Origin of the sequence: Bifidobacterium sp. ESL0790, from assembly GCF_029395435.1 — a bacterium.
In the GTDB taxonomy this organism is placed as follows: domain Bacteria; phylum Actinomycetota; class Actinomycetes; order Actinomycetales; family Bifidobacteriaceae; genus Bifidobacterium.
In genome coordinates this window covers 652,894-674,727 of record NZ_CP113915.1, presented here as the reverse complement: position 1 = coordinate 674,727, position 21,834 = coordinate 652,894, and the positions used below count along the sequence as shown (strand labels likewise).

The 21,834-nt window shown below is 62.9% G+C and carries 17 protein-coding genes; 3 read left to right on the top strand and 14 right to left on the bottom strand.

The genetic code is table 11. The features are described 5' to 3' along the window. Window positions 1–37: 37 nt before the first annotated feature. Both hisD and dnaE read right to left on the bottom strand, forming a co-directional pair. Window positions 38–1,435: a histidinol dehydrogenase gene (hisD, locus tag OZY47_RS02410; RefSeq protein WP_277178406.1), complete on the bottom strand. Its 1,398-nt coding sequence runs from the start codon at window positions 1,433–1,435 to the stop codon at window positions 38–40. Window positions 1,436–1,623: 188 nt separating this feature from the next. Then, window positions 1,624–5,187, bottom strand: coding sequence for a DNA polymerase III subunit alpha (gene dnaE / locus OZY47_RS02405; protein WP_277178404.1), 3,564 nt, complete (start codon window positions 5,185–5,187; stop codon window positions 1,624–1,626). Between the two features lie 461 nt (window positions 5,188–5,648). On the opposite strand from dnaE, the gene OZY47_RS02400 reads away from it, so the two are divergent. Then, window positions 5,649–6,245 (top strand): DUF4190 domain-containing protein, encoded by a 597-nt coding sequence (locus OZY47_RS02400; protein ID WP_277178402.1) that lies wholly within the window; start codon window positions 5,649–5,651, stop codon window positions 6,243–6,245. Between the two features lie 199 nt (window positions 6,246–6,444). Here the strand turns inward: OZY47_RS02400 and OZY47_RS02395 are convergent, their stop codons facing one another. From OZY47_RS02395 to OZY47_RS02360, 8 genes are all read right to left on the bottom strand, one after another. Next, window positions 6,445–7,392, bottom strand: coding sequence for an RluA family pseudouridine synthase (locus OZY47_RS02395; protein ID WP_277178399.1), 948 nt, complete (start codon window positions 7,390–7,392; stop codon window positions 6,445–6,447). After that, entirely contained in the window at window positions 7,392–8,036 is a 645-nt protein-coding gene (locus OZY47_RS02390) for a signal peptidase II (RefSeq protein WP_277178397.1), read from the bottom strand. The genes OZY47_RS02395 and OZY47_RS02390 overlap by 1 nt, the downstream gene beginning before the upstream one ends. Window positions 8,037–8,048: 12 nt before the next feature. Further along, window positions 8,049–9,308, bottom strand: coding sequence for a DivIVA domain-containing protein (locus OZY47_RS02385; RefSeq protein WP_277178395.1), 1,260 nt, complete (start codon window positions 9,306–9,308; stop codon window positions 8,049–8,051). A gap of 198 nt (window positions 9,309–9,506) precedes the next feature. Next, window positions 9,507–9,797, bottom strand: a complete 291-nt coding sequence (locus OZY47_RS02380) for a YggT family protein (protein ID WP_277178393.1) — start codon at window positions 9,795–9,797, stop codon at window positions 9,507–9,509. 6 nt (window positions 9,798–9,803) lie between these two features. Then, complete coding sequence (locus tag OZY47_RS02375) at window positions 9,804–10,274, bottom strand: cell division protein SepF (RefSeq protein WP_277178391.1); 471 nt, start codon at window positions 10,272–10,274, stop codon at window positions 9,804–9,806. 35 nt (window positions 10,275–10,309) lie between these two features. Next, on the bottom strand, window positions 10,310–11,509 hold the full coding sequence (gene ftsZ / locus OZY47_RS02370) for a cell division protein FtsZ (protein ID WP_277179074.1): 1,200 nt from the start codon (window positions 11,507–11,509) through the stop codon (window positions 10,310–10,312). A 120-nt stretch (window positions 11,510–11,629) separates the two neighbouring features. After that, on the bottom strand, window positions 11,630–12,781 hold the full coding sequence (gene dusB / locus OZY47_RS02365; protein ID WP_277179072.1) for a tRNA dihydrouridine synthase DusB: 1,152 nt from the start codon (window positions 12,779–12,781) through the stop codon (window positions 11,630–11,632). Window positions 12,782–13,293: 512 nt separating this feature from the next. Continuing rightward, window positions 13,294–14,814 carry a glycine--tRNA ligase gene (locus OZY47_RS02360; protein WP_277178389.1) on the bottom strand — a complete coding sequence of 507 codons (1,521 nt, stop codon included), beginning with the start codon at window positions 14,812–14,814 and terminating at the stop codon, window positions 13,294–13,296. 416 nt (window positions 14,815–15,230) lie between these two features. On the opposite strand from OZY47_RS02360, the gene OZY47_RS02355 reads away from it, so the two are divergent. Continuing rightward, complete coding sequence (locus tag OZY47_RS02355; protein ID WP_277178387.1) at window positions 15,231–15,620, top strand: thiamine-binding protein; 390 nt, start codon at window positions 15,231–15,233, stop codon at window positions 15,618–15,620. Between the two features lie 86 nt (window positions 15,621–15,706). After that, the gene (locus OZY47_RS02350) at window positions 15,707–16,759 is read left to right on the top strand and encodes a LacI family DNA-binding transcriptional regulator (protein WP_277178385.1); all 1,053 of its coding nucleotides are present in this window, start codon (window positions 15,707–15,709) and stop codon (window positions 16,757–16,759) included. Between the two features lie 177 nt (window positions 16,760–16,936). Here the strand turns inward: OZY47_RS02350 and OZY47_RS02345 are convergent, their stop codons facing one another. From OZY47_RS02345 to OZY47_RS02330, 4 genes are all read right to left on the bottom strand, one after another. Next, window positions 16,937–17,734 (bottom strand): isoprenyl transferase, encoded by a 798-nt coding sequence (locus tag OZY47_RS02345; protein WP_277178383.1) that lies wholly within the window; start codon window positions 17,732–17,734, stop codon window positions 16,937–16,939. 1 nt (window position 17,735) lies between these two features. Beyond that, window positions 17,736–18,458, bottom strand: a complete 723-nt coding sequence (recO, locus tag OZY47_RS02340) for a DNA repair protein RecO (protein WP_277178380.1) — start codon at window positions 18,456–18,458, stop codon at window positions 17,736–17,738. Between the two features lie 87 nt (window positions 18,459–18,545). Then, window positions 18,546–20,147: an alpha/beta hydrolase gene (locus OZY47_RS02335; protein WP_277179070.1), complete on the bottom strand. Its 1,602-nt coding sequence runs from the start codon at window positions 20,145–20,147 to the stop codon at window positions 18,546–18,548. A 144-nt stretch (window positions 20,148–20,291) separates the two neighbouring features. Further along, entirely contained in the window at window positions 20,292–21,527 is a 1,236-nt protein-coding gene (locus OZY47_RS02330; RefSeq protein ID WP_277178377.1) for a DivIVA domain-containing protein, read from the bottom strand. Window positions 21,528–21,834 lie beyond the last annotated feature (307 nt).

Sequence of the window (21,834 nt, the reverse complement as noted above, 5' to 3'; positions counted from 1 at the left end):
TTTGCAACATAGAACCATACCAGAGTATGGCCATACACTACTTGCGCAGGCCGGCCTTGCGCTCCTGGTCCTTCAACGTGGCCTTGTCGTACGGGTCGTCGATGAAGCGGCTCAGCACGCACTCGCCGTGGGCAGGCAGGTCTTCGGAAACCGCGAAGGCATTGATGAGCGACGCCAGCGGCTTCAGGCCCTGCTCGTCGTATTCGATGACCTCGACCGGCTTCATGAAGGTGTGCACGCCGAGACCACAGGCGAAGCGGGCGGTGCCGCCGGTGGGCAGCACGTGGTTCGAGCCGGACATGTAGTCGCCCAGCGGGACCGGCGAATACGGCCCGCGGAAGATGGCGCCGGCGTTCTTGATGCGCGGCACGACCTCGTCCGGGTTTTCGGTCTGGATCTCCAAGTGCTCGGCGGCGTAGGCGTTGGCGGCGTCGACCGACTGATCGAGCCCGTCGGTCAAAATGATGCCGGACTGACGGCCGGTCAGCGACGTGGCGACGCGCTTGTGCGACATGGTGCGCGGCACGCGATAGTCAAGGCTTTCCTGGGTCTTCTTGGCCAGCTCCTCGCTGTCGGTGATCAGGACGGAACCGGCGAGCTCGTCGTGCTCCGCTTGGCCGATGAGATCGGCGGCCACCCAGCTCGGGTTGGCGGTCTTGTCGGCCAGAATCGCGATTTCGGTGGGTCCGGCGACCGCGTCGATGCCGACGATGCCGGAGACCATGCCCTTGGCCGTGGCCACGAAGATGTTGCCCGGACCGGTGATTTTGTCGACCGGCTCGCAGAGCACCTCGCCGTCCTGCGGCTCGGAACCGTTGGCGCCGTAGGCGAACATGGCGACGGCTTGTGCCCCGCCGACCGCGTAGACCTCGTCGACGCCGAGGATGGCGCAGGTGGCGAGAATGGTCTTGTTGGGCAGGCCGCCGTTCTCGGCGCTCGGAGGCGTGGCGATGGCGAGCGAAGAGACGCCCGCGACTTGGGCCGGCACGGCGTTCATGATCACGGAAGTCGGATAGACGGCCTTGCCGCCGGGCACGTACAGGCCGACGCGCTCGACCGGAATCCAGCGTTCGGCGACGCGGGCTCCTTCGGCCAAGTCGGTATAAAAGTCTTTCGGCACCTGCGAGGCGCAGACCTTGCGGATGCGGCGCACCGACTCCTCGATGGCGGCGCGGACTTCCGGGTCCAGCTCCTCAAGCGCGCTTTGCATCGCCTCGACGGGCACACGCAGATCATGCGGGCGAATATGGTCGAACTTCTCCTCGAAATCACGCAGAGCCGCGGCTCCACGGGCTTTGACATCGTCGAGGATCGGGCGCACGGCGCTGCTGGCCTCGTTCGTGCCCATTTCGGCACGGGGCATGGCCTCCAGCATCTGGGCTCGGGTGAGGCGCTTTCCGCGCAGGTCAATGATTCGCATGGTGTTATCGCTCATAGCTGTTTATCGTATCCACTGTGAGTTATCCCACTTTGCAATCAGCCACATGCTGAGACCAATACCCGCCGATAACATCAATTGCCCAAGCAAACCGGCCCGCCAATTCCCATGCATAACGCGAACCGGCCCGCCCAATTCCTTGGGACAGGCCGGCTCGAAACCCTCTCGCGCTCCCCTATCAGGTATCAGGCGGCGGGCAGGCAGCTGGGCCCGAACAGCGTCTTGATCTCGCCGAACAGCGAGGCGTCACGCTTGACGCGGAACCGGTCGCCGAAGGTGAGCACCTGCGCGTTGCCCTTGCCGTCCATGATCGCCAGCCGCACCTCGCAGTAGCCGGGATGGCTGGTGAGCACCCTCCCGAGCTGCATGACATGCCTACGGTCGAGCGCGATCTGCGGCAGCGTGAGCACCAACGGCCGCTCGTCCTCGGCCTCGAGGGTGGGCACGACCATGTCGTTGGCGCGCATGCTCACCGTCTCGTCGCGTTCCTCGATCTGCCCGCGAATCTGCACCACCTCGTCGATGGCCATGTCCTCGGCACAGCGGGTATAGGCCTTGCCGAAGAAGAGGCACTGGATGGAGCTCTCCATGTCCTCGATGGTGACGATGGCCCAGGGATTGCCGCGCTTGGAGACCCTGCGGTCCACGTTGGTGATGAGCCCGGCGATGGTGATCTGCGCGCGCTCGTCGATGTCCTTGGCACTGTTGATCAGGTGCGCGATCGACATGTCGCGCAGGCCCGAAAGCACCGCGGTCATGCCGGAGAGCGGATGGTCGGAGACGTAGAGGCCGAGCATCTCACGCTCGAAGTTGAGCCTCGTCTTCTTGTCCCAATCCTCGATGTCGGGCACGTTGACCTGGGCGTCGCCCATCGCGTCCTCACCCTGCCCGTCGTCATCACCGTCAAGGTCGCTGAAGAGGTCGAACTGCCCCTCGGCCTGCTTGCGCTTGAGGCTCAGCACCGAGTCGATGGCGGTCTCGTGGATCTGGAAGAGGGCGCGGCGGTTGGGGTCGATCGAGTCGAAGGCGCCGGCCTTGATCAGTGATTCCACGGAGCGCTTGTTGAGCGCCTCGAGCGAGACACGCCGGATGAAGTCCATGAAGCTGACAAACTTGCCGCGCTTGCTCTCGCGCTCGGTGATGATGTCCTGCACCGCCTTGTCGCCCACGTTGCGGATGGCGCCGAGGCCGAAACGGATGATGTCGCCCACAGGGGCGTACTCCAGGCGCGACTCGTTGACGTCCGGCGGCAGCACCTTGATGCCCATGCGCCTCGCCTCGCCCAGATAGAGCGCGGTCTTGTCCTTGTTGTTGCGTTCGGCCTGCAGCAGGGCGGCCATGAACTCGACCGGATAGTGGGTCTTCAGGTAGGCGGTCCAATAGGAGATCATGCCGTAGGCGGCGGAATGCGCCTTATTGAACGCGTAGCCGGAGAAGGGCACGAGGATGTCCCAGACGTCCTGCGCGGCCTTCTCGGAGTAGCCGTGCTCCTTCATGCCCTCGAAGAACGGCCCCTGCTCCTTGGCCAGCACCTCGGGCTTCTTCTTGCCCATGGCTCGGCGCAGCACGTCCGCTCGGCCCAGCGAGTAGCCGGCCAGGATTCGCGCCGCGGACTGCACCTGCTCCTGGTAGACGATCAGGCCGTAGGTCTCGTCGAGCACCGGGGCGAGCGCCTCGGCCACCTCGTCGTTGATCGGGGTGATGGGCTGCAGACCGTTCTTGCGCTTGGCGTAGTTGTTGTGCGAGTCCATATCCATCGGGCCCGGGCGGTAGAGCGCGATCAACGCGGAGATATCGTTGAAGTTATCGGGTTTGAGGCTTTTGAGCAGCGCGCGCATGCCGTCGCCATCGAGCTGGAAGACGCCGAGGGTGTCGCCCCGGGTCAGCAGCTGGTAGGTCTCCTTGTCGTCCAGCGGGATCTTGGTGTAGTCGATTGGCTCCTTGCCGTTGATCTCGATGTTCTTCAGGGTGTCGCGGATGACGGTCAAGTTGGAGAGGCCGAGGAAGTCGTTCTTCACCAGGCCGAGCGTCTCGCAGGTATGATATTCGAAGGTCGTGGTCACCGTGCCGTCGGTGCGTTCCAGCAGCGGCGAGGTGTCGGTGATCGGCGTGGCCGACATGATGGTGGCGCAGGCGTGCACACCGGTCTGGCGGATCAGGCCCTCGATGCCCTTGGCCTGGTCGGTGATGCGCTTGGCGTCGGGATCGGCGTCGTAGAGCTCGCGGAACTCGCGCGCCTCGGCGTACTTCTTGGAGTTCGGGTCGAACATGTCCTTGAGGCTGGCGTCCTTGCCGTTCTTGCTCGGCGGCAGCGCCTTGACGAGCTTGTCGCCCACGGAAAACTCGTAGCCCATGATGCGCGCGGAGTCCTTCAGGGCCTGCTTGGTCTTGATGGTGCCGTAGATGACGCACTGGGCCACCTTGTCGTGCCCGTATTTGTCGCCGACGTAGTCCAGCACCTTCTGGCGGCCCTCGGGGTCGAAATCGATATCGATATCAGGCAGCGAGACGCGCTCGGGGTTGAGGAATCGCTCGAAGATCAGGCCGTGCTTCAGCGGGTCGAGCTCGGTGATGCCCATGGCGTAGGCCACCATGGAGCCTGCCGCCGAGCCACGCCCGGGGCCCACCATCACGCCGTGCTCCTTGGCCCAGTTGATGTAGTCGGAGACGACCAGGAAGTAGCCGCAGAACTGCATCTGGCAGATCACGCCGCACTCGTAGTCGGCCTGCTTGCGCACGTCCTCGGGCACGTTGTGGTCGTAGCGTTTCTCGAGGCCCTGCTGCACGTCGTGCAAAAAGAGCGAGGTCTCGTCCCAGCCCTCGGGACAGTCGAAGTTGGGCATGAACGCGCCGTCCTCGTGGTCGTCGAACATCACGTTGCAGCGTTCGGCCACCTCGAGGGTGTTGTCGCAGGCCTCGGGCAGGTCCTTGAAGAGGGCGCGCATCTCCTCGGCCGACTTGATGTAATAGCCGGAGCCGTCGAACTTGAAGCGGTTCGGGTCGTCCAGGTGGGAGCCGGAGTTGATGCAAAGCATCGCGTCCTGCGAGCCGCGGTCGGCTTCGTGGACGTAGTGGGAATCGTTGGTGGCGATGATGGGAGCGCCCAGGTCCTTGGCGATCTTGAGCAGGTCGGCGGAGACGCGCTTCTCGATCTCGAGGTTGTGGTCCATCAGCTCGACGTAGAAGTTGTCTTTGCCGAAGATGTCCTGCAGCTGGTGGGCGGCGCGCAGGGCCTCCTTGTATTGGCCCAGGCGCAGCCTGGTCTGGACGATGCCGGACGGGCATCCGGTGGTGCCGATGACGCCTTTGTGGTAGGTCTGCAGCACGTCGTAGTCCATACGCGGCCACTTGCCGACGCGGCCTTCGAGGTTGGCCACGGAAGAGGCCTTCATCAGGTTGACCAAACCCTCGTCGTTCTCGGCCCAGAGGGTCATGTGGGTGATGAAGCCGCCGCCGGAGACGTCGTCGCTGCGCTGGGCCTCGGTGCCCCAGTGCACACGCGATTTGTCGGTGCGGGAGGTCTCCGGGGTGAGGTAGGCCTCGATGCCGATGATCGGCTTGATTCCGGCGCTCACGGCGTTGCTCCACATCTCGTAGGCGCCGTGCATGTTGCCGTGGTCGGTGATGCCGACGGCCGGCATGTTGAGCTCTTTGGCGCGCGCGACCAGGTCGGGAATCTTGGAGGCGCCGTCCAAAAGCGAATAGTGCGTGTGGTTATGCAATTGCACGAAATTTCCCGATTGAGCCATAGCTTCTAGGGTAGCGATTGAAGCCGACTCTCGTGAAGCCCGCAGCAAACATCTGCCACGTGGCAGTCCCCCACCCGGAGTGTCGCATCGATGATGATTCCGCGACACCAGTCGATCGCAAACTCGCATCTTTCTGATGCCCCTCGTTCATACATTAAACTCCACAGTAAGGCAGAATCCAAAAGTGAGTGAAACATGAGTTTCTAGCGCGACACGCCCGGGCGATCTGAATATCCCGACCAGTTATTCACATTGGCCCGTCCACCTTGCCCATTCCCCGATTATCCGCAAGACTGGAATGTATCAATATCTCGTTGAATGACCAGTTGTCCCAAGGAGGAGAGGAAATGACCGAGAGCCGACCGCCCTGCGATTCCATGGCGCCAGGGCCCGCTGAAACCGCCGGGAACGCTGGGAATGCTGGGAATGCTGGGAATGCACAAGACGCTCCCCTATCGCCAATGCCGACCTACCAGTCACAGACGGCCGGCAACGAATACCAAGTCCCCATGTTCGATTCCAAAGTTTCGGGTTCTGGCGAAAGGCCACCGATTTCGGACGCTCAACCACAAGTTCCGGCTGGGGATTTCCAAACTTCGACGCATGGCCCACAGGTTCCTGCCGACGGCTTTCGGATTGCGGGCGGCGAGCGCCCCGTCGCCTTCCCATACGGTCCGGAAGGGGCCGCTGACAGCCATGCCTGGCGGAACGGACATGGAGCCAACGCTCCCATGTCCAAAAGCTGCGTCACGGCGTTTATTCTGGGCATCGTCGACATCGCGCTGGTCCTGGTGGCGTTGGCATTGGACCGCTACTTGACGCGCGGCACCTACAATCCGCTCGATGTGCTGGTATTCCTCGCCCAAGAAGTGGCCTTCGTGGTGTGCCTTCCGTTCAGTCTCGCCACGGTTATCGTCGCGGTCGCGGCGTTGGTGCAAATCCGTCACCCCGACCCGATGACAGGCTTGAAGCCACGGGGCAAATCCCTCGCGTTGGTGGGATTGGTACTCGGTGCTCTGCCGTTGATCGCCGAAGCAGTGTTGCTCGTTCTCCCATAGCTCCCGTGCCGGGCAACAGGCAAACAGGATTGGGAATCGGCGAGAAATCCCCGATGATAACGACGTTTCGCACAACCAAGACGGTTCGCACGACCAAGACAATTCGTGGAACGAAACGACGACTGGCACTGCGCTGCCTACCGAGCGAACCCGGTACCTGCTGAACCGCAAGAAGACCGATCAGCAAGCCGAACGAACGCTACCGCTCGTCTCCGGGCTCACCCATTTTCTCGTCCTTCTCGTCACGCAGCAACTGTAAGGCGTTGTGCAAATCCATTGGATAGTGCGATTTCACCGTGGTCCACACCCGGGTGCGCGGGTGCTTGAACTCCAGCTGCATGGCGTGCAGCCACTGCCGGTCGAGCCCGAGACGCTTGGCAAGCACCGGGTTGCCGCCATACATCGGGTCGCCGACCAGCGGGTGGCCGATGGACGAGAAGTGCACGCGGATCTGGTGGGTGCGGCCCGTCTCGAGGTTCACGCTGACCAGCGTGGCCTCGCCGAAGCGCTCGAGCACATCCCAGTGGGTGACGGCCGGTTTGCCCGCGGCGGTGACGGTGAAGCGGAAATCCGAGACCTTGGCCCGGCCGATGGGCGCCTCGATGGTGGCCTTGTCGTCCTTGAGATTGCCCTGCACCAGGGCGTGGTAGGTCTTGACGACCTCGTGCGCGGCGAATTGATGGCGCATCTCCTTGTAGGCGAGATCGGACTTGCAGACGAGCATGAGCCCGCTGGTACCCACGTCGAGTCTGCTGACGATGCCCTGGCGCCCCGGCGCTCCCAGCGAGGTGATATGCGTGCCACGTGCCAGCAGGCTGCCGAGCACGGTGGGCCCGGTCCAACCGGCGGAGGCGTGTGCCGCCACGCCGACGGGCTTGTCGACCACCACCACGTCGTCGTCCTCGTAGGCCACGGCCATGCCGGAGGCGATGGGTTCGGGCTCCTCGCGCTCCTCGGCGATGTCGAATTCCACGGTGTCGGTGTCGGCCAAAGTGCCGGATTTCGAGATGTCGCGGCCGAGCACACCCACCTGGCCGGTCTCGATGAGCTGGGCCGCCTTCGAGCGCGATACACCGAGCATCTTGGAGACGGCGACGTCGAAGCGTCTGCCCACCAGGTTCTCGGGAGCCGGCGAGAGCTTCGACATCACACCACTCCCCCGGTGTGCACGTCTGATTCGGCGGCGGCGATATTGGAGTTATCAGCGGCGTTCAAGTCATCAGCGACGTTCGCGGCATCGGAAATATTCGTGTTATCGGCGGCATCAGCATCATGCGGCGCCGAACCGTCCTCGACGTCATGTCTGCTGAAAGGCACCTGCGCGAGGATCAGCACGATGATGATGGCGGCCGCGACCATCAGGATGATGTCGGCCACGTTGCCCACGGACCATCCGTAATTGAGAAAATCGACCACCCGGCCGTTCACAAAGCCGTCGGCGTAGATCACACGGTCGATGAGGTTGCCCATCGCCCCCGCGAAGCCGAGCCCAAGCCCGACGGTCCACCACAGCGAGACGGTGGTCAGGGCGAAATAGGCCATCACCAGGCACGCCACAAACGCCACGCATGAGATCAGCCAGGTCACCGACGAGCCGAGGCCCAGCGAGGCCCCAGGGTTGTGCACCAAGGTGAGCGACAGCAGCCGTGGAATGACGACGATGGTCCTGCCGTCGCCGAGGGCGTGGGCGGCCCAGATCTTGGTGACCCTGTCGACGAGGAGCGCGAGCAGCGCTACGGCAAGGAAAACGGCCACGCGAACGCGCAGCCGTTTTGCATCGTTAGCCTTCATCAACGTAGCGACTCAGTCCTTGTTGGCCGAGTCCAATTTGTTGTAGGTGCTCGTGTCGGAGACCTGGGAGACAAGCTGGCCCAGGAACTCGGTGAGGCGGGTGCGATACTCGGTCTCGAACTGCTTGAGGTTCTGGATGTTGCCTTCCATGACCTTGGACTGGGACTCGAGGTTGTCGCGCACCTGCTGGGCGTAGGTCTCGGCGGCGGAACGCGTCTTCTGGTCGTAGTCGGCCGCGCGCTTCTGCACCTCGGACTCGTACTTGTCGGCCTCGGCGTGCTTCTCCTTGGAGTAGCCGTCAGCGGCGGAACGGGTCTTCTGCGAGTAGGCGTCGGCCTCGTTGCGCGTGCGCTTGCTATAGTCGTCGGACTCGCTGCGGGTGCGGGAGGAATAATCGTTGGCCTTGTTGACCAGCTCCTGGTACTTGACCTGGCTGGCGTCGGTGATCTCCTTGGCCTTCGCCTTGCCCTTGTCGACGTACTGGTCGTGCAGCTGCATGGCCAGGGTCAGCATGGCGGTGGCGCGCTCGGGCTCGCTGGACGCGCCGGAAGCGGCGCCCGCGATCTTCTGGAGGCTGCCGGTCTGCGTGTCGGGCTCGACCTTGGAGACCTGCGCGCGCAGCTGGTTCTCACGCTGCTTGGACTCCTCAAGCTGCTTGGAGACCTCTTGGAGCTGCTTGGACTGCTCGTCGGCCTTCTCGACCTGCTGGCGGGCCTGCTGGAGCTGGCGGGAAAGGTTCTCGTTGTTGGAGCGGAACTCGTCGCGCTCGCGCTGCACGGCGACGAGCTGGTCGCCGAGGTCCTGCTTGCCCTGCGTCTTGGCGGCCTGGGCGGTGAGCTGGTCGATCTGGGCGTTGAGCCGGTCGACCTGGTCCTTGAGCTGCTTGTTCTGGTCCTGGAGGGCACGGTTGCTCTCCTCGGCCTCGGAAAGCTTGGAGGAGGCGAGCTTGGCTTCCTGCGTCGCCTGGGCGATCTGCGCGGCCTGCGCAGTGTTGTCTCCGGACTTGGCGGAGGCAGCCTTGAGCGACTCGTTCTCGCGGGTCAGGGATTGCACCTGGCCGGTCAGGTCAGAGATCTTGGTATTGAGATTGCTGACATCCGGGCCCAGCGACTGCGTGGACTGGCCGCCCTGCATGGCCTGCTTGCCAAGAGCCTCCACGGTCTCGGTGACCTGATCGAGGAAGTCATCGACCTCCTCGACGTCGTAGCCTTCTTTGAAACGGACAGTCTGGAAGGCATGTTCCCTGATATCCTTCGGCGTTAACAGTGCCATAAACCTTTACACCTCACTTTGGGCTTGATGCCTCTTACGTTGATATCTCTTTGCGATAGTACACCACACAGTATACCCCGACGTCTTGCACCACTACGTCAAGGAAACTCGGAGCGGATGAGGCGAAGGCGTCAACCGATAACCGCGGAAGAACCCCCAGCCGTCAAACCCGCCCGGGCCAACGGGCAACGGAACTCTTTAGATAAACCCGATGAGCACCTGCACCACGGCCAAGACGAACCACAGGACCACGGGAGTGAAATCGATACCACCGTTGCCCAGGCGCATGATGGGGATGAACCGGCGCAACCAGCGCAGCGGCGGATCGGTGAGCACATAGAAGACGTTGAAGATGGCCAAAATCACACGATTCGGGCGCCAACGGGGCAACAGGTAGGCCACCCAGTCGATGATGACACGGATGAACAGCACCGTCATATAGAGGCCGATGAGCCAGAGCAGCAGGGCTTTGATGATGAAAAGCAGCATCAGGCCTCAGAAGAGATCGCTGTCGGCGTCTTTGGCGTCCTCGACCTTGATCTTCACCTGGGAGGGGCTCAGGAGGAAGACCCTCGGGGTCACACGTTCGATGGAACCGCGCACACCGAAGACCACGCCGGCGGAGAAATCGACGATGCGATAGGCCACGGACTCGGCCAGGCCGGTGAGGTTGAGGACCACGGGGATGCCGTCGCGCACGGCACGCCCGACCTTCTGCGCGTCGTCGTAGGACTTCGGGCAGATGGTGGCGATGCGGCTGAGCCTGCCGGCCGGGAAGGTCCTGGAGCCGTGGCTCGGCGCGGCCTGGGCCGTCGACGCGCTCGTGGACTGCTGGAGCACGGGAGCCACGGTGGCGTCGGAGTCGAAATCGGTGGAGTCCGGCTCGTCGTCCACCAACTCGTCATCGTCATCGACCACGTCCGTCATGCCCAGATACGACATCGCCTTTTTCATATACCCAGCCATACCAAAGTCCTTTCACTCTTCTTCATCGACGTTTATCAGCGCAGAAAATCGGGAATGTCCAAATCGCCGGGATCCTCGGACGAGGAGCCCTGCGAGTCATCCGGGAAGTCGTTGGAGATGGGCTCCTCCGGGGTGTGGGAGATCATGGGGGCGTCGAGATCCGGCAGCGTGCTGGAGCCGGATTCGCCGGCGTCGTGCCGCGCGAAATCGTTCTGACCAAGCTGCGCGGTCTCACCAGCGGCCGGGAGCGCGGAGGCGTCGTCGCTCTTCTTCGACTCCGAATCGAAGCCCGCGGCGATGACGGTGACACGCACCTCGTCGCCATAGGAATCGTCGAGCGCGAGGCCCCAGATGATCTGGGCCTCGGGGTGGATGGCCTTGCGCACCAGCTCGGTGGCGTCGCTGGCCTCCTGCAGCTTGAGATCCGTCGGACCCGCGATGTTGATGAGCGCACCATGAGCGCCCTCGATGCTCTCCTCCAGAAGCGGCGAGCTGATGGCGATCTCGGCGGCCTGGGTGGCGCGGTCCTCGCCACGTGCCGAGCCGATGCCGAAGAGGGCGGTGCCCGCGCCGCGCAGAATCGCGGTGACGTCGGAGAAGTCGACGTGAATATAGGAGTTCATCGTGATCAGGTCGGTGATGCCCTGCACGCCGGCGAGCAACGCGGTGTCGGCGGTCTTGAAGGCGTCGACGATGCCGATGGTCTTGTCGGAAAGCTCCAGGAGACGGTCGTTGGGAATGACGATGAGCGCGTCGACTTCCTTGCGCAGGTTCTCGATGCCCAGCTTGGCGGAGGCCGCGCGCTGCGGTCCCTCGAAGGCGAACGGACGGGTGACCACAGCGATAGTCAGCGCACCCTGCTGGTGAGCCGCACGCGCGACGATAGGGCTTGCGCCAGTTCCAGTGCCGCCGCCCTCGCCGCAGGTGACGAAGACCATATCGGCGCCCTTAAGCGCCTCCTCGATGTCGGACTGGTGGTCCTGCGCGGCCTTCGCGCCTTTCTCGGGGTCGGCCCCGGCGCCCAGCCCTCGGCTGGAATGGTCGCTCAGCGAGATCTTCACATCCGCGTCGCTGCGAAGCAGATCCTTCGCATCGGTATTGATCGCTACAAATTCAACGTTCTGCAAGCCTTCGGCGATCATGCGATTGACGGCGTTACCACCGGCACCGCCGACACCGACCACCTTGATGCTCGTCTTATCGTTGAAATTGTCATTCTGGGCAATCTCGCTCACCATAGTCTCCTGTCACTTCACGGTTATGCCAATTATTCTATCGCAGAACCCGCCTAGAGTAAGACTATTTCCCGGTATGTACCACAAACCCTGCCGATATATTCGCCGATGCCCGACAAATCAGTAGCTGGCGTCCATCGGATCGTCGCCGAAGAGCTGTTCGCGCTCCTCGTGGGTGGTGGTCCTCGAATCGAACCAGCCATACGGCACGTGAACCTTTTTCGCATAGCGCACGCGGCCGCGGGGCTTGTCGACCACACGCTCCGGATAGGTGATCGACGGGTCGAGCCGGTCCATCACCGCCTGCACGTCGGCCAGCGTCTCGGACTCCATGAACTCGCGTCTGGTGGAGCCACCCACCGGGAAGCCCTTGAGATACCAGGCGATATGCTTGCGCAGGTCGTGCACGGCCATGCGCTCGTCGCCGTCATAGAAGCGCACCAGCAGCTGGCCGTGGGCCATGATGATCTTGAAGACCCCGCCCAGCGTCGGGTTGAACCGCTCGTCGGAGCCGGTGAAGGCATGCTTGATGTCGGAGAAGATCCACGGGCGACCCTGGCAGCCGCGGCCGATGGCGACACCGGCGCAACCGGTCTGCCGCACCATCTCCAAGGCGTCCTCGGCACCCCAGATGTCGCCGTTGCCAAACACGGGGATGTCGACGGCATCCACCAGCTCGGCGATGCGTTCCCAGTCGGAGTGGCCTCCATAATATTCGGCGGTGGTGCGCGCGTGCAGCGTGACGGCGGCGCACCCCTCGTCCTCGGCGATGCGGGCGGCGTCGAGGAAGGTGGTATGGTCCGCGTCGATGCCCACGCGGATCTTGGCGGTCACCGGAATATTGGCATCGTTGCACACCTCGACCACACGGTGGATGAGCTCGCGGAAGAGGTCGGTCTTCCACGGCAGCGCGGAGCCTCCCCCACGGCGCGTGACCTTGGGCACCGGGCAGCCGAAGTTGAGGTCGACGTGGTCGGCCAGATTGCCGTCGACCACCATGCGCGCGGCCTGCGCGGTGATGTTGGGGTCGACGCCGTAAAGCTGCAGCGAGCGGGGCTGCTCGGTGGGCGCGAAGCGGCAGAGCCTGAACGCCTTGGGATTGCGGGCCACGAGGGCTCGCGAGGTGATCATCTCGGCCACGTAGAGCCCGTCGGGGCCGTACGCGCGGCAGATTGAGCGGAACGGCCAGTTGGTAACGCCCGCCATGGGAGAAAGGACCACCGGCGTCTCGATATGCAACGGGCCCAGCTCCACCGGCGCGATCTTCGGCACCGGCTTGCCATCATCGGCGGCCTCATATTCCCCGGCCTGCGCGCTGGTATCCCCCGCATCGGTCCCAGGCAGCCCCTCAAGCACCTGGTCCCATCCGTCATCAAACTTCTGCCGAGCCTCGGAATAATCCACCCTCTTCAGCCACTCCTCAAAGTCCTTCACCTATTCATTTCCTCCGCTTATTCGCTTATTTCCGCTTAAAAAATTCGATTCGCCAACCAATATATTTCAACTGACGTGCTTGGGACTGGGATATACGATGTCCGACACGCTCCGGGCCGCTCGGCCAAGTCATACGGTCTGACATCGCATATCCCAGCCCCAAGCACTCAACGGTATCTAAACCGCACACAGTATTACGATGAGCAAACTCAAATCATACATTAATTGATTGAGACCGCGGAATATGCTGTGTTCGGGCGTAGGCTTGGCCGAACGGCCTTGAGTGTCCCGAACACAGCATATTCCGCGGTCTCCGCACAGTTAGAAACCGTTATTCAACCGAAAGCGGTTTAGTAGAGACCGCCGGCCTCGGCTACCTTGACGGGGGCGGACTCGTCGATGCCGGACTCCTTGGCGAAGTCCACGGCTCCGTCGGCCGCGGTGGTGCCGACGATGGAGGCCGGGCCTTCGGGGTAGCGCACGCGCTTCTCGCCGATGCGGTCGGCGACGTACTTGGCCACGTTGTCGAGGTCGACGCGCTCCTGCTTCATCGAGTCACGCTCGCGGATGGTGACCGCGTGGTCGTCGGCGGTGTCGAAGTCGACGGTGATGCACAGCGGGGTGCCGATCTCGTCCTGACGGCGGTAGCGGCGGCCGATGGCGCCGGACTCGTCGTAGTCGATCATCCAGTCGTGCTGGCGCAGCTCAGCGGCCAGATCGTGGGCGATGCCCTGCAGCGGCGCCTTCTTGCTCAACGGGAAGACAGCGGCCTTGACCGGCGAAAGGCGCGGGTCGAGGCGCAGCACGGTGCGGCGGTCGACGCCGCCCTTGGTGTTCGGCGCCTCGTCGACGGCGTAGGCGTCCACAAGGAAGGCCATGAGCGAACGGGTCAGGCCTGCGGCCGGCTCGATGACGTAAGGGATGTACTTCTTGCCGCTGGCCTGGTCGAAGAAGGCCAGATCTTCGCCGGAATGCTCCTGATGCGCGGAAAGGTCGAAGTCGGTGCGGTTGGCCACGCCTTCGAGCTCGCCCCAGTCGGAGCCCTTGAAGCCGAACTTGTATTCGATGTCGACAGTGCGCTTGGAATAGTGTGCGAGCTTCTCCTTGGGATGCTCGTAGTGGCGCAGGTTCTCCGGGTTGATGCCCAGATCGGTGTACCAGCGGGTGCGGGTGTCGATCCAGTACTGGTGCCATTCCTCGTCGGTGCCAGGCTCGACGAAGAACTCCATCTCCATCTGCTCGAACTCGCGGGTGCGGAAGATGAAGTTGCCAGGCGTGATCTCGTTGCGGAACGACTTGCCCATGTTGGCGATGCCGAACGGCGGCTTCGAACGCGAAGAGGTCATCACGTTCTTGAAGTCCACAAAGATGCCCTGGGCTGTTTCCGGACGCAGATAGTGCAACGAGTTCTCGTCGTCGACGGGGCCGAGGTGGGTGCGCAGCATCATGTTGAAATCACGCGGTTCCGTCCACTGGCCACGAGTGCCGCAGTCGGGGCAGACAATCGACTTGAGGCCGTCTTCCGGCATCTTGTCGCCATGCTTCTCGGCGTAGGATTCCTCAAGCTTGTCGGCGCGCTGACGCTTATGGCAGTTGAGGCATTCGATCAGCGGGTCGTTGAAGACCTTGACGTGGCCGGAAGCCTCCCAGACGGCGGAAGGCAGAATAATAGAAGTGTCGACGCCGACGACATCGCCGCGGGTGACCACCATCGAGCGCCACCATTCGCGCTTGATATTGTCTTTCAGCGCGACGCCGAGCGGGCCGTAATCCCATGCGGAACGCGTGCCGCCGTAAATCTCCCCCGCAGGGAACACGAAACCACGACGCTTGGCCAGCGATACGACTTCATCAAGTTTGGATTGAGCCACGACACACCTTCCGATTATTGGTTGAAGAGATCAGAGACAATATGAGGCCGATTTTATCGACAGAGCATGACACCTCAGCCGCGCGGCGAAGCCGATTGGCGGGCCTGCGCGGGCGCGCCCGATTGTCGCATATGGCTTCTAGCGTTCACAGCGTAAGCAGGGGAACCCGGGCAGGCGGGTTGAGAGTGGCGCGAGCGCCAGACCCTTGGAACCTGGATGGCCAAGACCCAGCGTAGGGAGCGATGATGGACGATGCACCATAGGCGGCGCGGCCCCGGATTATCACTTTGCAATAACTTCGTCAAAAATCACGGCAAAAGGGTCAAATTAGACAAAACGATATAAACCCGCGAATTAAAACGTGAAGACGTATCCATGGTTTTTTAACGTATATACAGCAAATGAAAGGAACCGAAATGGCACAGCAAACGTCAGGCGAGATCGACAGAAACGCAGAGAAACAGGAAGTGCCGATTGACGCGAAAACCGGCAAGCCCTATATCAACACGGTGGCGGCGCTGGCCGTCGCCCCAAGCGGTGTGGGAGCGGAGCTGAGCCAACACGTGGCGCGGGTGGTCGACGTGATCCGCAAGTCCGGGCTGCCTTGCGAGACCAACGCGATGTTCACCAACATCGAGGGCGACCTCGACCAGGTGCTCGCCGTGGTGCGCGACGCGTCGATGACGCTGGCCGGCCAGGGATACCGCACCGAAGTGACGTTAAAGCTTGATATTCGACCCGGTTTCAAAGGGCAGATAAACGAAAAGCAGCAATTGGTTGACCAAATTCTGCGTCAAACGGAGTAAACCCCGCTTTGCGCTTGATGGCGGCCATACAGACAAATCACGTCATAAAGTTTAACTAGTCTGTAAAAGGGTATATGTTTGAAGTTATGATAACAATGAAAAACGTCGCTGAAAAGGCGGGAGTCTCCATCTCCACCGTTTCGCTCGTGCTCAACAACAGAGACGCCGGCCGCGTCAAAGCGAAGATTGCGGCAAATGTACGGCAAATCGCGGACGAGCTTGGATATAAGCCCAATCCGATGGCTCGGTCACTGAGGACCAGCAAAACCGGCATCCTCGGCTTCGTCGCCGAACAAATCCACGACATCCCCTACACCTCGCAGACGCTGCAGGGTGCGCAGGACGCCGCCAGCCAACTGGGCTACATCATCCTTCTGGTCGACACCGACGGCTCGGTGAGCCAGTCCGAGCAGACCTCGGCGCTGCAGCGCTACGGCATGGACGGCTTCCTCTACGCCAAGCCCTCCAGCCAGGTCACCGAGGTGCCCGAGGACCTGGTGCACTCCCCGCTGGTGCTCATCTCCACCAACACGGTCGACAACCGCTTCCCCATCGTGGAGCCCAACGAGTTCCTCATCGGCTATGACGCCACCAAGAGGCTGCTCGAAAGCGGCGCCAAGAAGATCGCCTATATCGGCAACGCGGAGCCGACCATCGCCCAGGCCACCAGGCTCGAGGGCTATCGCCGCGCGTTGAAGGAGAGCGGCACGCCCTTCGACAAGAACCTCGTGACCAACGTGACCACCAACGATGAGGCGCTCAAGGCCGTTTCGAACCTCTTCGAGACCGAGAAGCCCGACGCCTTCTTCTGCTATGACGACGGCCGTTGCTGGTACGTCTACGAGTGCGCGGCCCGCCGCGGGCTCACCGTGGGCAAGGACCTTTCGGTGATTGGTGTGGGCGACACCCCCATCATCACCAGCACCTTCACCCCGAAGCTCACCACCATCGCGATGCCGTATTACGAGATGGGCTATTGGGCGGTGTGCAAGCTCGTCTCGCTCATCGAGAAGCGTTCGCTGGGCGAGCATCCGTTCCCGGAGCACCTCAACAACCTGCCGCCGGTGGACGCTCCGATCCCCGCGCAGGTGCACTGCAAGCTCATCGAGAACAGCTCGGTGATCGGGTCAGGCGAGTAAAGACCTCACTGCGCCCGCCAAACGGGCACGAGTCAGGCACGTTTTCAATGTTGTAGCGGTTGTGGCTGGCGAGTCAATGGATGATTCGCCAGCCACAACTGTTTTCCATACCGTTTTACATTCGGATTATCGGTTTGGGGTGTTAGCGAAGCACAGAGCCTCGCACTCTCTCTCCCGCTACTTCTTTGGTTTCACGCCTCCGAAACGACGGTCGCGGTGCACGTAGTGGTCGATCGAGCGCCACAGCGCCTCGCGGCCATAGTCCGGGAAGAGCTCGGGCGCGAAGTCGAGCTCGGCGTAGGCGGCCTCCCACGGCAGGAAGTTCGAGGTGCGCTGCTCGCCCGAGGTGCGGATGACCAGGTCGCAATCGGGGATGTCGGGGTTGTAGAGGTGCTCGGAGAGCATCTTCTCGGTGACGCGGTCGCCGCTGATGCGTCCGTCGCGCACCTCCTGGGCGATCCGCGCGGCGGCGTCGGCGATCTCGGCCCGGCCGCCGTAGTTGATGCAGAAGACTACGTCGATCGTCTTGTTGTGCTTGGTGCGCTCCATGGCGACCTCGAGCTCGTCGATCACAGATTTCCAGAGCTTCGGGCGACGGCCGGACCAGCGCACGCGCACGCCCCAATCGTCCATCTGGGCGACGCGGCGGTGGATGATGTCGCGCGAGAAGCCCATGAGGAAGCGGACCTCCTGCGGGCTGCGCTTCCAGTTCTCGGTGGAGAAGGTGTAGAGGCTCAGATAGCGCACGCCGGCCTCGATGGCACCGGCGATGGTGTCGAAGACGACGGGCTCGGCGGCCTGGTGGCCATCGGTGCGGATCAGGCCGCGCTGCTGGGCCCAACGGCCGTTGCCGTCCATGATCACGCCGATGTGGCGGGGCACCTTCGCCTTGGGGAAGTCCGGGATGATCGCGGGGTCGGAGAACGGCGCGGCCGGGACTTCAAGGGACGTGTAGTCCATTTGTTCAAAAGCCATACTACGAATCTAACAACCTCATCGAACGAATGGGGCGTTCCAGGTAATATTCTCCCCATTCTTCAACAAGTCGGCGTGTGTCGCCGTTGAGCGGTGTGCTATCGAGCACGCTCCAGTCGCCTTCGACCAGCGCCTCGAGCTGCTCGCGCACGTTGATGTCGACGCGCTTGGCGTCTGGCGTGTGGTCGGAGGCGCACATCACGCCGCCGGAGGCTATGGAGAAGTAGACCAGGTCGTCACGTGTGCCGCACACCACGCAGGACGACAGGCGCGGGCTCCAACCGGCCAGGGAAAGCGAGCGCATGAGGAACGAGTCGCCGATGGCCTCGGCCGGGTGCTTGGCTCGTGCCAGGGCGGCCAGGGCGCCGATGAGGAGCAAATATTGGCGTTGGGCGGGCTCGTGCTCGGTGGAGACGATCTTGTCGGCGGTCTCGACCATCACGTTGGCGGCGGTGTAGGCCGCGTAATCGCCGCAGATCGGGGCGGCGTAGGCGGCGAGCGAGGCGGCCTGGGAGACGACGTCGAGCGAACGGCCCTCGGCGATGAGCAGGTCGCAGCGCATGAAGGGCTCGAGCCGGCCGCCGAAGCGGGATTTGGTGCGACGCACGCCCTTGGCCACGGCGCGCACCTTGCCGTGTCGGCGGGTGAGCAGGGTGATGATGCGGTCGGCCTCGCCGAGTTTCACGGTTTTGAGCACAACGCCCTCGTCGCGGTACAACGCCATGCCCTCACCTCGATCCTGATTCCGTCAACACCATACAACGCGCCCCGGCTCTATGCCAGTCCGTCATGCCTGACCAGCCAAACAGGTCTAGTAGATGAAGAAGCCCCAGAAGGCGAAGACCAGCAGCACGCCGAACATCGCGGCGGCGGTGACCCAGAAATAGACGCGGCCGAAACGGCTGGAGGCCAAAACGGGCTCGCGACCGCTCACCAAGTCGCGGATGGCGTCCTTGCGCGGCGGCAGCTGCGTGATGCCACGGCTCTGCGCCACCTCGATGAGCCGGGCCAGCACGCGCGACCACGCCCAGACGACCAGGGTGGAGACCACCTGGATGACCGGCCAGCTCCAATACATCATGCCCGGGTCCTCCACGGGTGCGCCGCCCCAACCGAGCCTCACCACGGCCATGATCACCTGGCCCAGGCCCGAGGCGAACAGTACCAGCGTGGCCAGAGTGGTCACGGCGATGCCGAGCAGCTCGCCGCCGAAGCCGTGCAAGAAGCCGAACACCTTGGCGTCGCGATGGCGCAGGAATCGCACGATTTTCAGCACCAGCGCGGCCAGGGCCATCAGCAGCGAGACGAAAAGCAGCAGCACCATGGCGATGTGGATGATGGCGCCGTAGACGGTGAGCTGGCGGTTGGCGCGCAGCTCGGTGGGCACGGCGATCGACTGGTGGATGGTCACGCCCGCCACCGGCTCGCTGGTCTGCCGCAAGCCCGCCACCGTGCCCGTGGCCCACGAGGTGAGGTCGTTGATGTAGTCGTCGGCCAGCGGCGTGCCCTCGTCGGCCTCATCGCCCAGGCGCAGCACGTGGTTGGCCACGGAGTAGCTACGCACGGTGACGTTGCGGTTGCCGGCCTTGTGAGCCGAGTCCATGATGTGCTCGATGCCCTCCACCTGCGCGGTCATCACGTCCTTGGAGCCATAGACCGCGAGCGTCGGGATGGCGTAGGCGCCCGGCAGGTCGACCCTGACGTCGAAGTTTGAGCCCGGCTTGCCGAGGTCGGCGTGGAAGAGCCGGCGGACGATGGACTGGTAGCCATTGTTGGCCCCGACCAGCGAGAAGTCCTGGGTGACGAAGAAGCCGAGCGACTGCCGTGGCGAATAGACCATGGGGCTCAGCAGCACCTGGAAGGCGATGCGTTTGTCGCGTTGGAGCAGGTAGGGCGAGATCCACGTGCTTTCGGAGGTGGCGTAGATGCCGATCTTGTCGGGGTTGACCGAACTTATGCCACGCAGGTATTGGACTACCTGGTCGTAGGCCACGGCGCTGCCCGGGTAGTCGCGGGTGAGGTCGTTGGTCGACCAGACCGGCTTGTCTAGCACGGCGGTGACGAATCCGGCGGAGGCGAGGTCGTTGGCCACGTCGCCGAAGGAGTTGTCGCAGGTGCCGTAGCCCGCGCCGTGCATGAAGACGACGCCGGGTTGGCCCGCGGGGGCGTTGAGCGGCTGGCGGATGAGCACGCGGATACGCTGCACCTCGCCGGTGGAGGGGCGCTTGGCGTCGATGGTGACATGGCGCAACGCGACCGCGTAGGTGCCCTTGCCCGGCAACGCGAGGCCTTGCGGATTGTCGAAGGAGACGGCGGTGCTGGCGGAAAGGGTCTCGAGGCTCTGCCCGGTGGGTTCCCTGTTCCATGGCACGCTGGTCAGGCTGGAGACTGTGACCAACAGGCCCAAAAGCATGATGAAAATGGGGACTGTGACCAGCACGCGCTTGCCAAGTCCCCAACCGGTATTGCCCTCTCCCCGCTCAGGCGCCACCACGGCGGTCGATGCTGAACTCATCACACCGGCTTCACGGACGCCAGGCGGGAAAGAAGATGGAAATCACTGCCCGTTGACGTCATTGCCCTGCTTCGAGTCGAATGAGTTGAGCGAGATATCGGGAATGCCCATGTCGTCGCCGGAGGCGGAGGCGGGTTTGGCGCCGTTGGCCTGGGAGCCAGCGCCGTCGGAGGCCAGCGGGGGCATCTGCGGGCTGAAACTGGCCGGCTGCTCGGGAGCGGCGGTCTGAGAGGTCTGGGCCATGTTCGCCAGAGCCGCCAGCGAGGAGCTGCTGCCCTGGGCGTCGCCTGCGGTGGCACCGGCCGTCGGGACGTTGCTGGCCGAAGCTGCCTCATTCGGCAGCGACGGCACGACCGGAGAAGCGGGGGTCGGCACGGCCGAAGTGGCACCGTTCTGCGCGGGGGTGGGAGCGAAAATCTTCTGCTCCTCCTCGTGCACGTCGTTGAACGTCGCACCCTGCGCACCGGCCGGGGCAGTCGCGGAGGTGGCGGCCGCGGAAGCCTGCTCGGTGAAGAGCGGCGTGACCACGGAGGTCTCCTGCTGAGCGGAAACCGACTGCGGCACGTTCATCGCGGCCTGGTTGGCCTCACCCGCCGAACGATTCGCCAAAGGCTCCTGGGCTCCCCCATTCGCGGCCTCGTACTTGGTGAGGCGCTCGTAGGACTCGATGCGGCTGAGCAGCTGCACGCAGGAATCGAGGTAGTAATCGACCTGACGCTCGTCATAGCCCTTCTTGCCCTTGCGCTGCACGAAGATGGCGTTGGAGACGGTGCTGGAATTGAAACCGGCGAGATCCTTCGCCTCACTCGGCGTCATGGTCTTCACGCCCAGGTCGTCGGAAGTGCGCACCACAACCTCGTCGATGAGGTTGTCGACCTGCTTGATGTCGTAGGAGGGATGCTTGGAGAGGGCGCGGGCGAAGCGCTCCTTCTGGGCGCGCGAGGCGTGCTCGCGGACCACCTGGTAGAGGCGGTCGGTCTCGGCCTTCCACGCCACACGGCCGTTGTTGGAGATCTGACGGGCGGTCTGGCGATCGACCACCGCGTGCTCGAGCCTGGCCAGCGCGGCGTCGACCTCGGCGATCACATAGCCGCCTTTGCTGAAAGCGAACGCGGCGCTCTGGATATCCTGCTGGGTCAGCTCGTCGTCGTCACGGTCGTAAAGCTCGTGGGCGTTCTCGAGGAAGGCGTCGACCTGACGGGGGTCATAACCCCACTTGCGTTTGCTGGTGTATTCGATTCCGTTCGAATTCTGATTGTTGGTCGTGTTGTCAGCCATCGAACCTGCCTCCTGAAAAAGAATTCTCAATAGTTTTAGTTTACGTGGTCGTTTCGACTCTGACATAAAGATATCAAAACAGATGTCCTTTTCATCACCATTCGATGTGCAACGTTTCATCAAAGGCCACGAATCACTCCCCCAGCAACCCCTCCATTGTTGGTTATATACAACAATATATTCTTCATTGTCGCGTTATTGGGCATATCCACAAGAAAATAAACAAAATTCCTTTACATTCTCAATCTTCGACACTGAAAAATAATCGTTCCAGATTCGCACATGAAGTGGCACACCGTCCATTGAT

Excerpts from the sequence above, each read along its gene's own strand:
- hisD (WP_277178406.1), bottom strand. The coding sequence starts at position 1,435 with ATGAGCGATAACACCATGCGAATCATTGACCTGCGCGGAAAGCGCCTC.
- dnaE (WP_277178404.1), bottom strand. The coding sequence starts at position 5,187 with ATGGCTCAATCGGGAAATTTCGTGCAATTGCATAACCACACGCACTAT.
- OZY47_RS02400 (WP_277178402.1), top strand. The coding sequence starts at position 5,649 with ATGCCGACCTACCAGTCACAGACGGCCGGCAACGAATACCAAGTCCCC.
- OZY47_RS02395 (WP_277178399.1), bottom strand. The coding sequence starts at position 7,392 with ATGTCGAAGCTCTCGCCGGCTCCCGAGAACCTGGTGGGCAGACGCTTC.
- OZY47_RS02390 (WP_277178397.1), bottom strand. The coding sequence starts at position 8,036 with ATGAAGGCTAACGATGCAAAACGGCTGCGCGTTCGCGTGGCCGTTTTC.
- OZY47_RS02385 (WP_277178395.1), bottom strand. The coding sequence starts at position 9,308 with ATGGCACTGTTAACGCCGAAGGATATCAGGGAACATGCCTTCCAGACT.
- OZY47_RS02380 (WP_277178393.1), bottom strand. The coding sequence starts at position 9,797 with ATGCTGCTTTTCATCATCAAAGCCCTGCTGCTCTGGCTCATCGGCCTC.
- OZY47_RS02375 (WP_277178391.1), bottom strand. The coding sequence starts at position 10,274 with ATGGCTGGGTATATGAAAAAGGCGATGTCGTATCTGGGCATGACGGAC.
- OZY47_RS02355 (WP_277178387.1), top strand. The coding sequence starts at position 15,231 with ATGGCACAGCAAACGTCAGGCGAGATCGACAGAAACGCAGAGAAACAG.
- OZY47_RS02350 (WP_277178385.1), top strand. The coding sequence starts at position 15,707 with ATGATAACAATGAAAAACGTCGCTGAAAAGGCGGGAGTCTCCATCTCC.
- OZY47_RS02345 (WP_277178383.1), bottom strand. The coding sequence starts at position 17,734 with ATGGCTTTTGAACAAATGGACTACACGTCCCTTGAAGTCCCGGCCGCG.
- recO (WP_277178380.1), bottom strand. The coding sequence starts at position 18,458 with ATGGCGTTGTACCGCGACGAGGGCGTTGTGCTCAAAACCGTGAAACTC.
- OZY47_RS02335 (WP_277179070.1), bottom strand. The coding sequence starts at position 20,147 with ATGCTTTTGGGCCTGTTGGTCACAGTCTCCAGCCTGACCAGCGTGCCA.
- OZY47_RS02330 (WP_277178377.1), bottom strand. The coding sequence starts at position 21,527 with ATGGCTGACAACACGACCAACAATCAGAATTCGAACGGAATCGAATAC.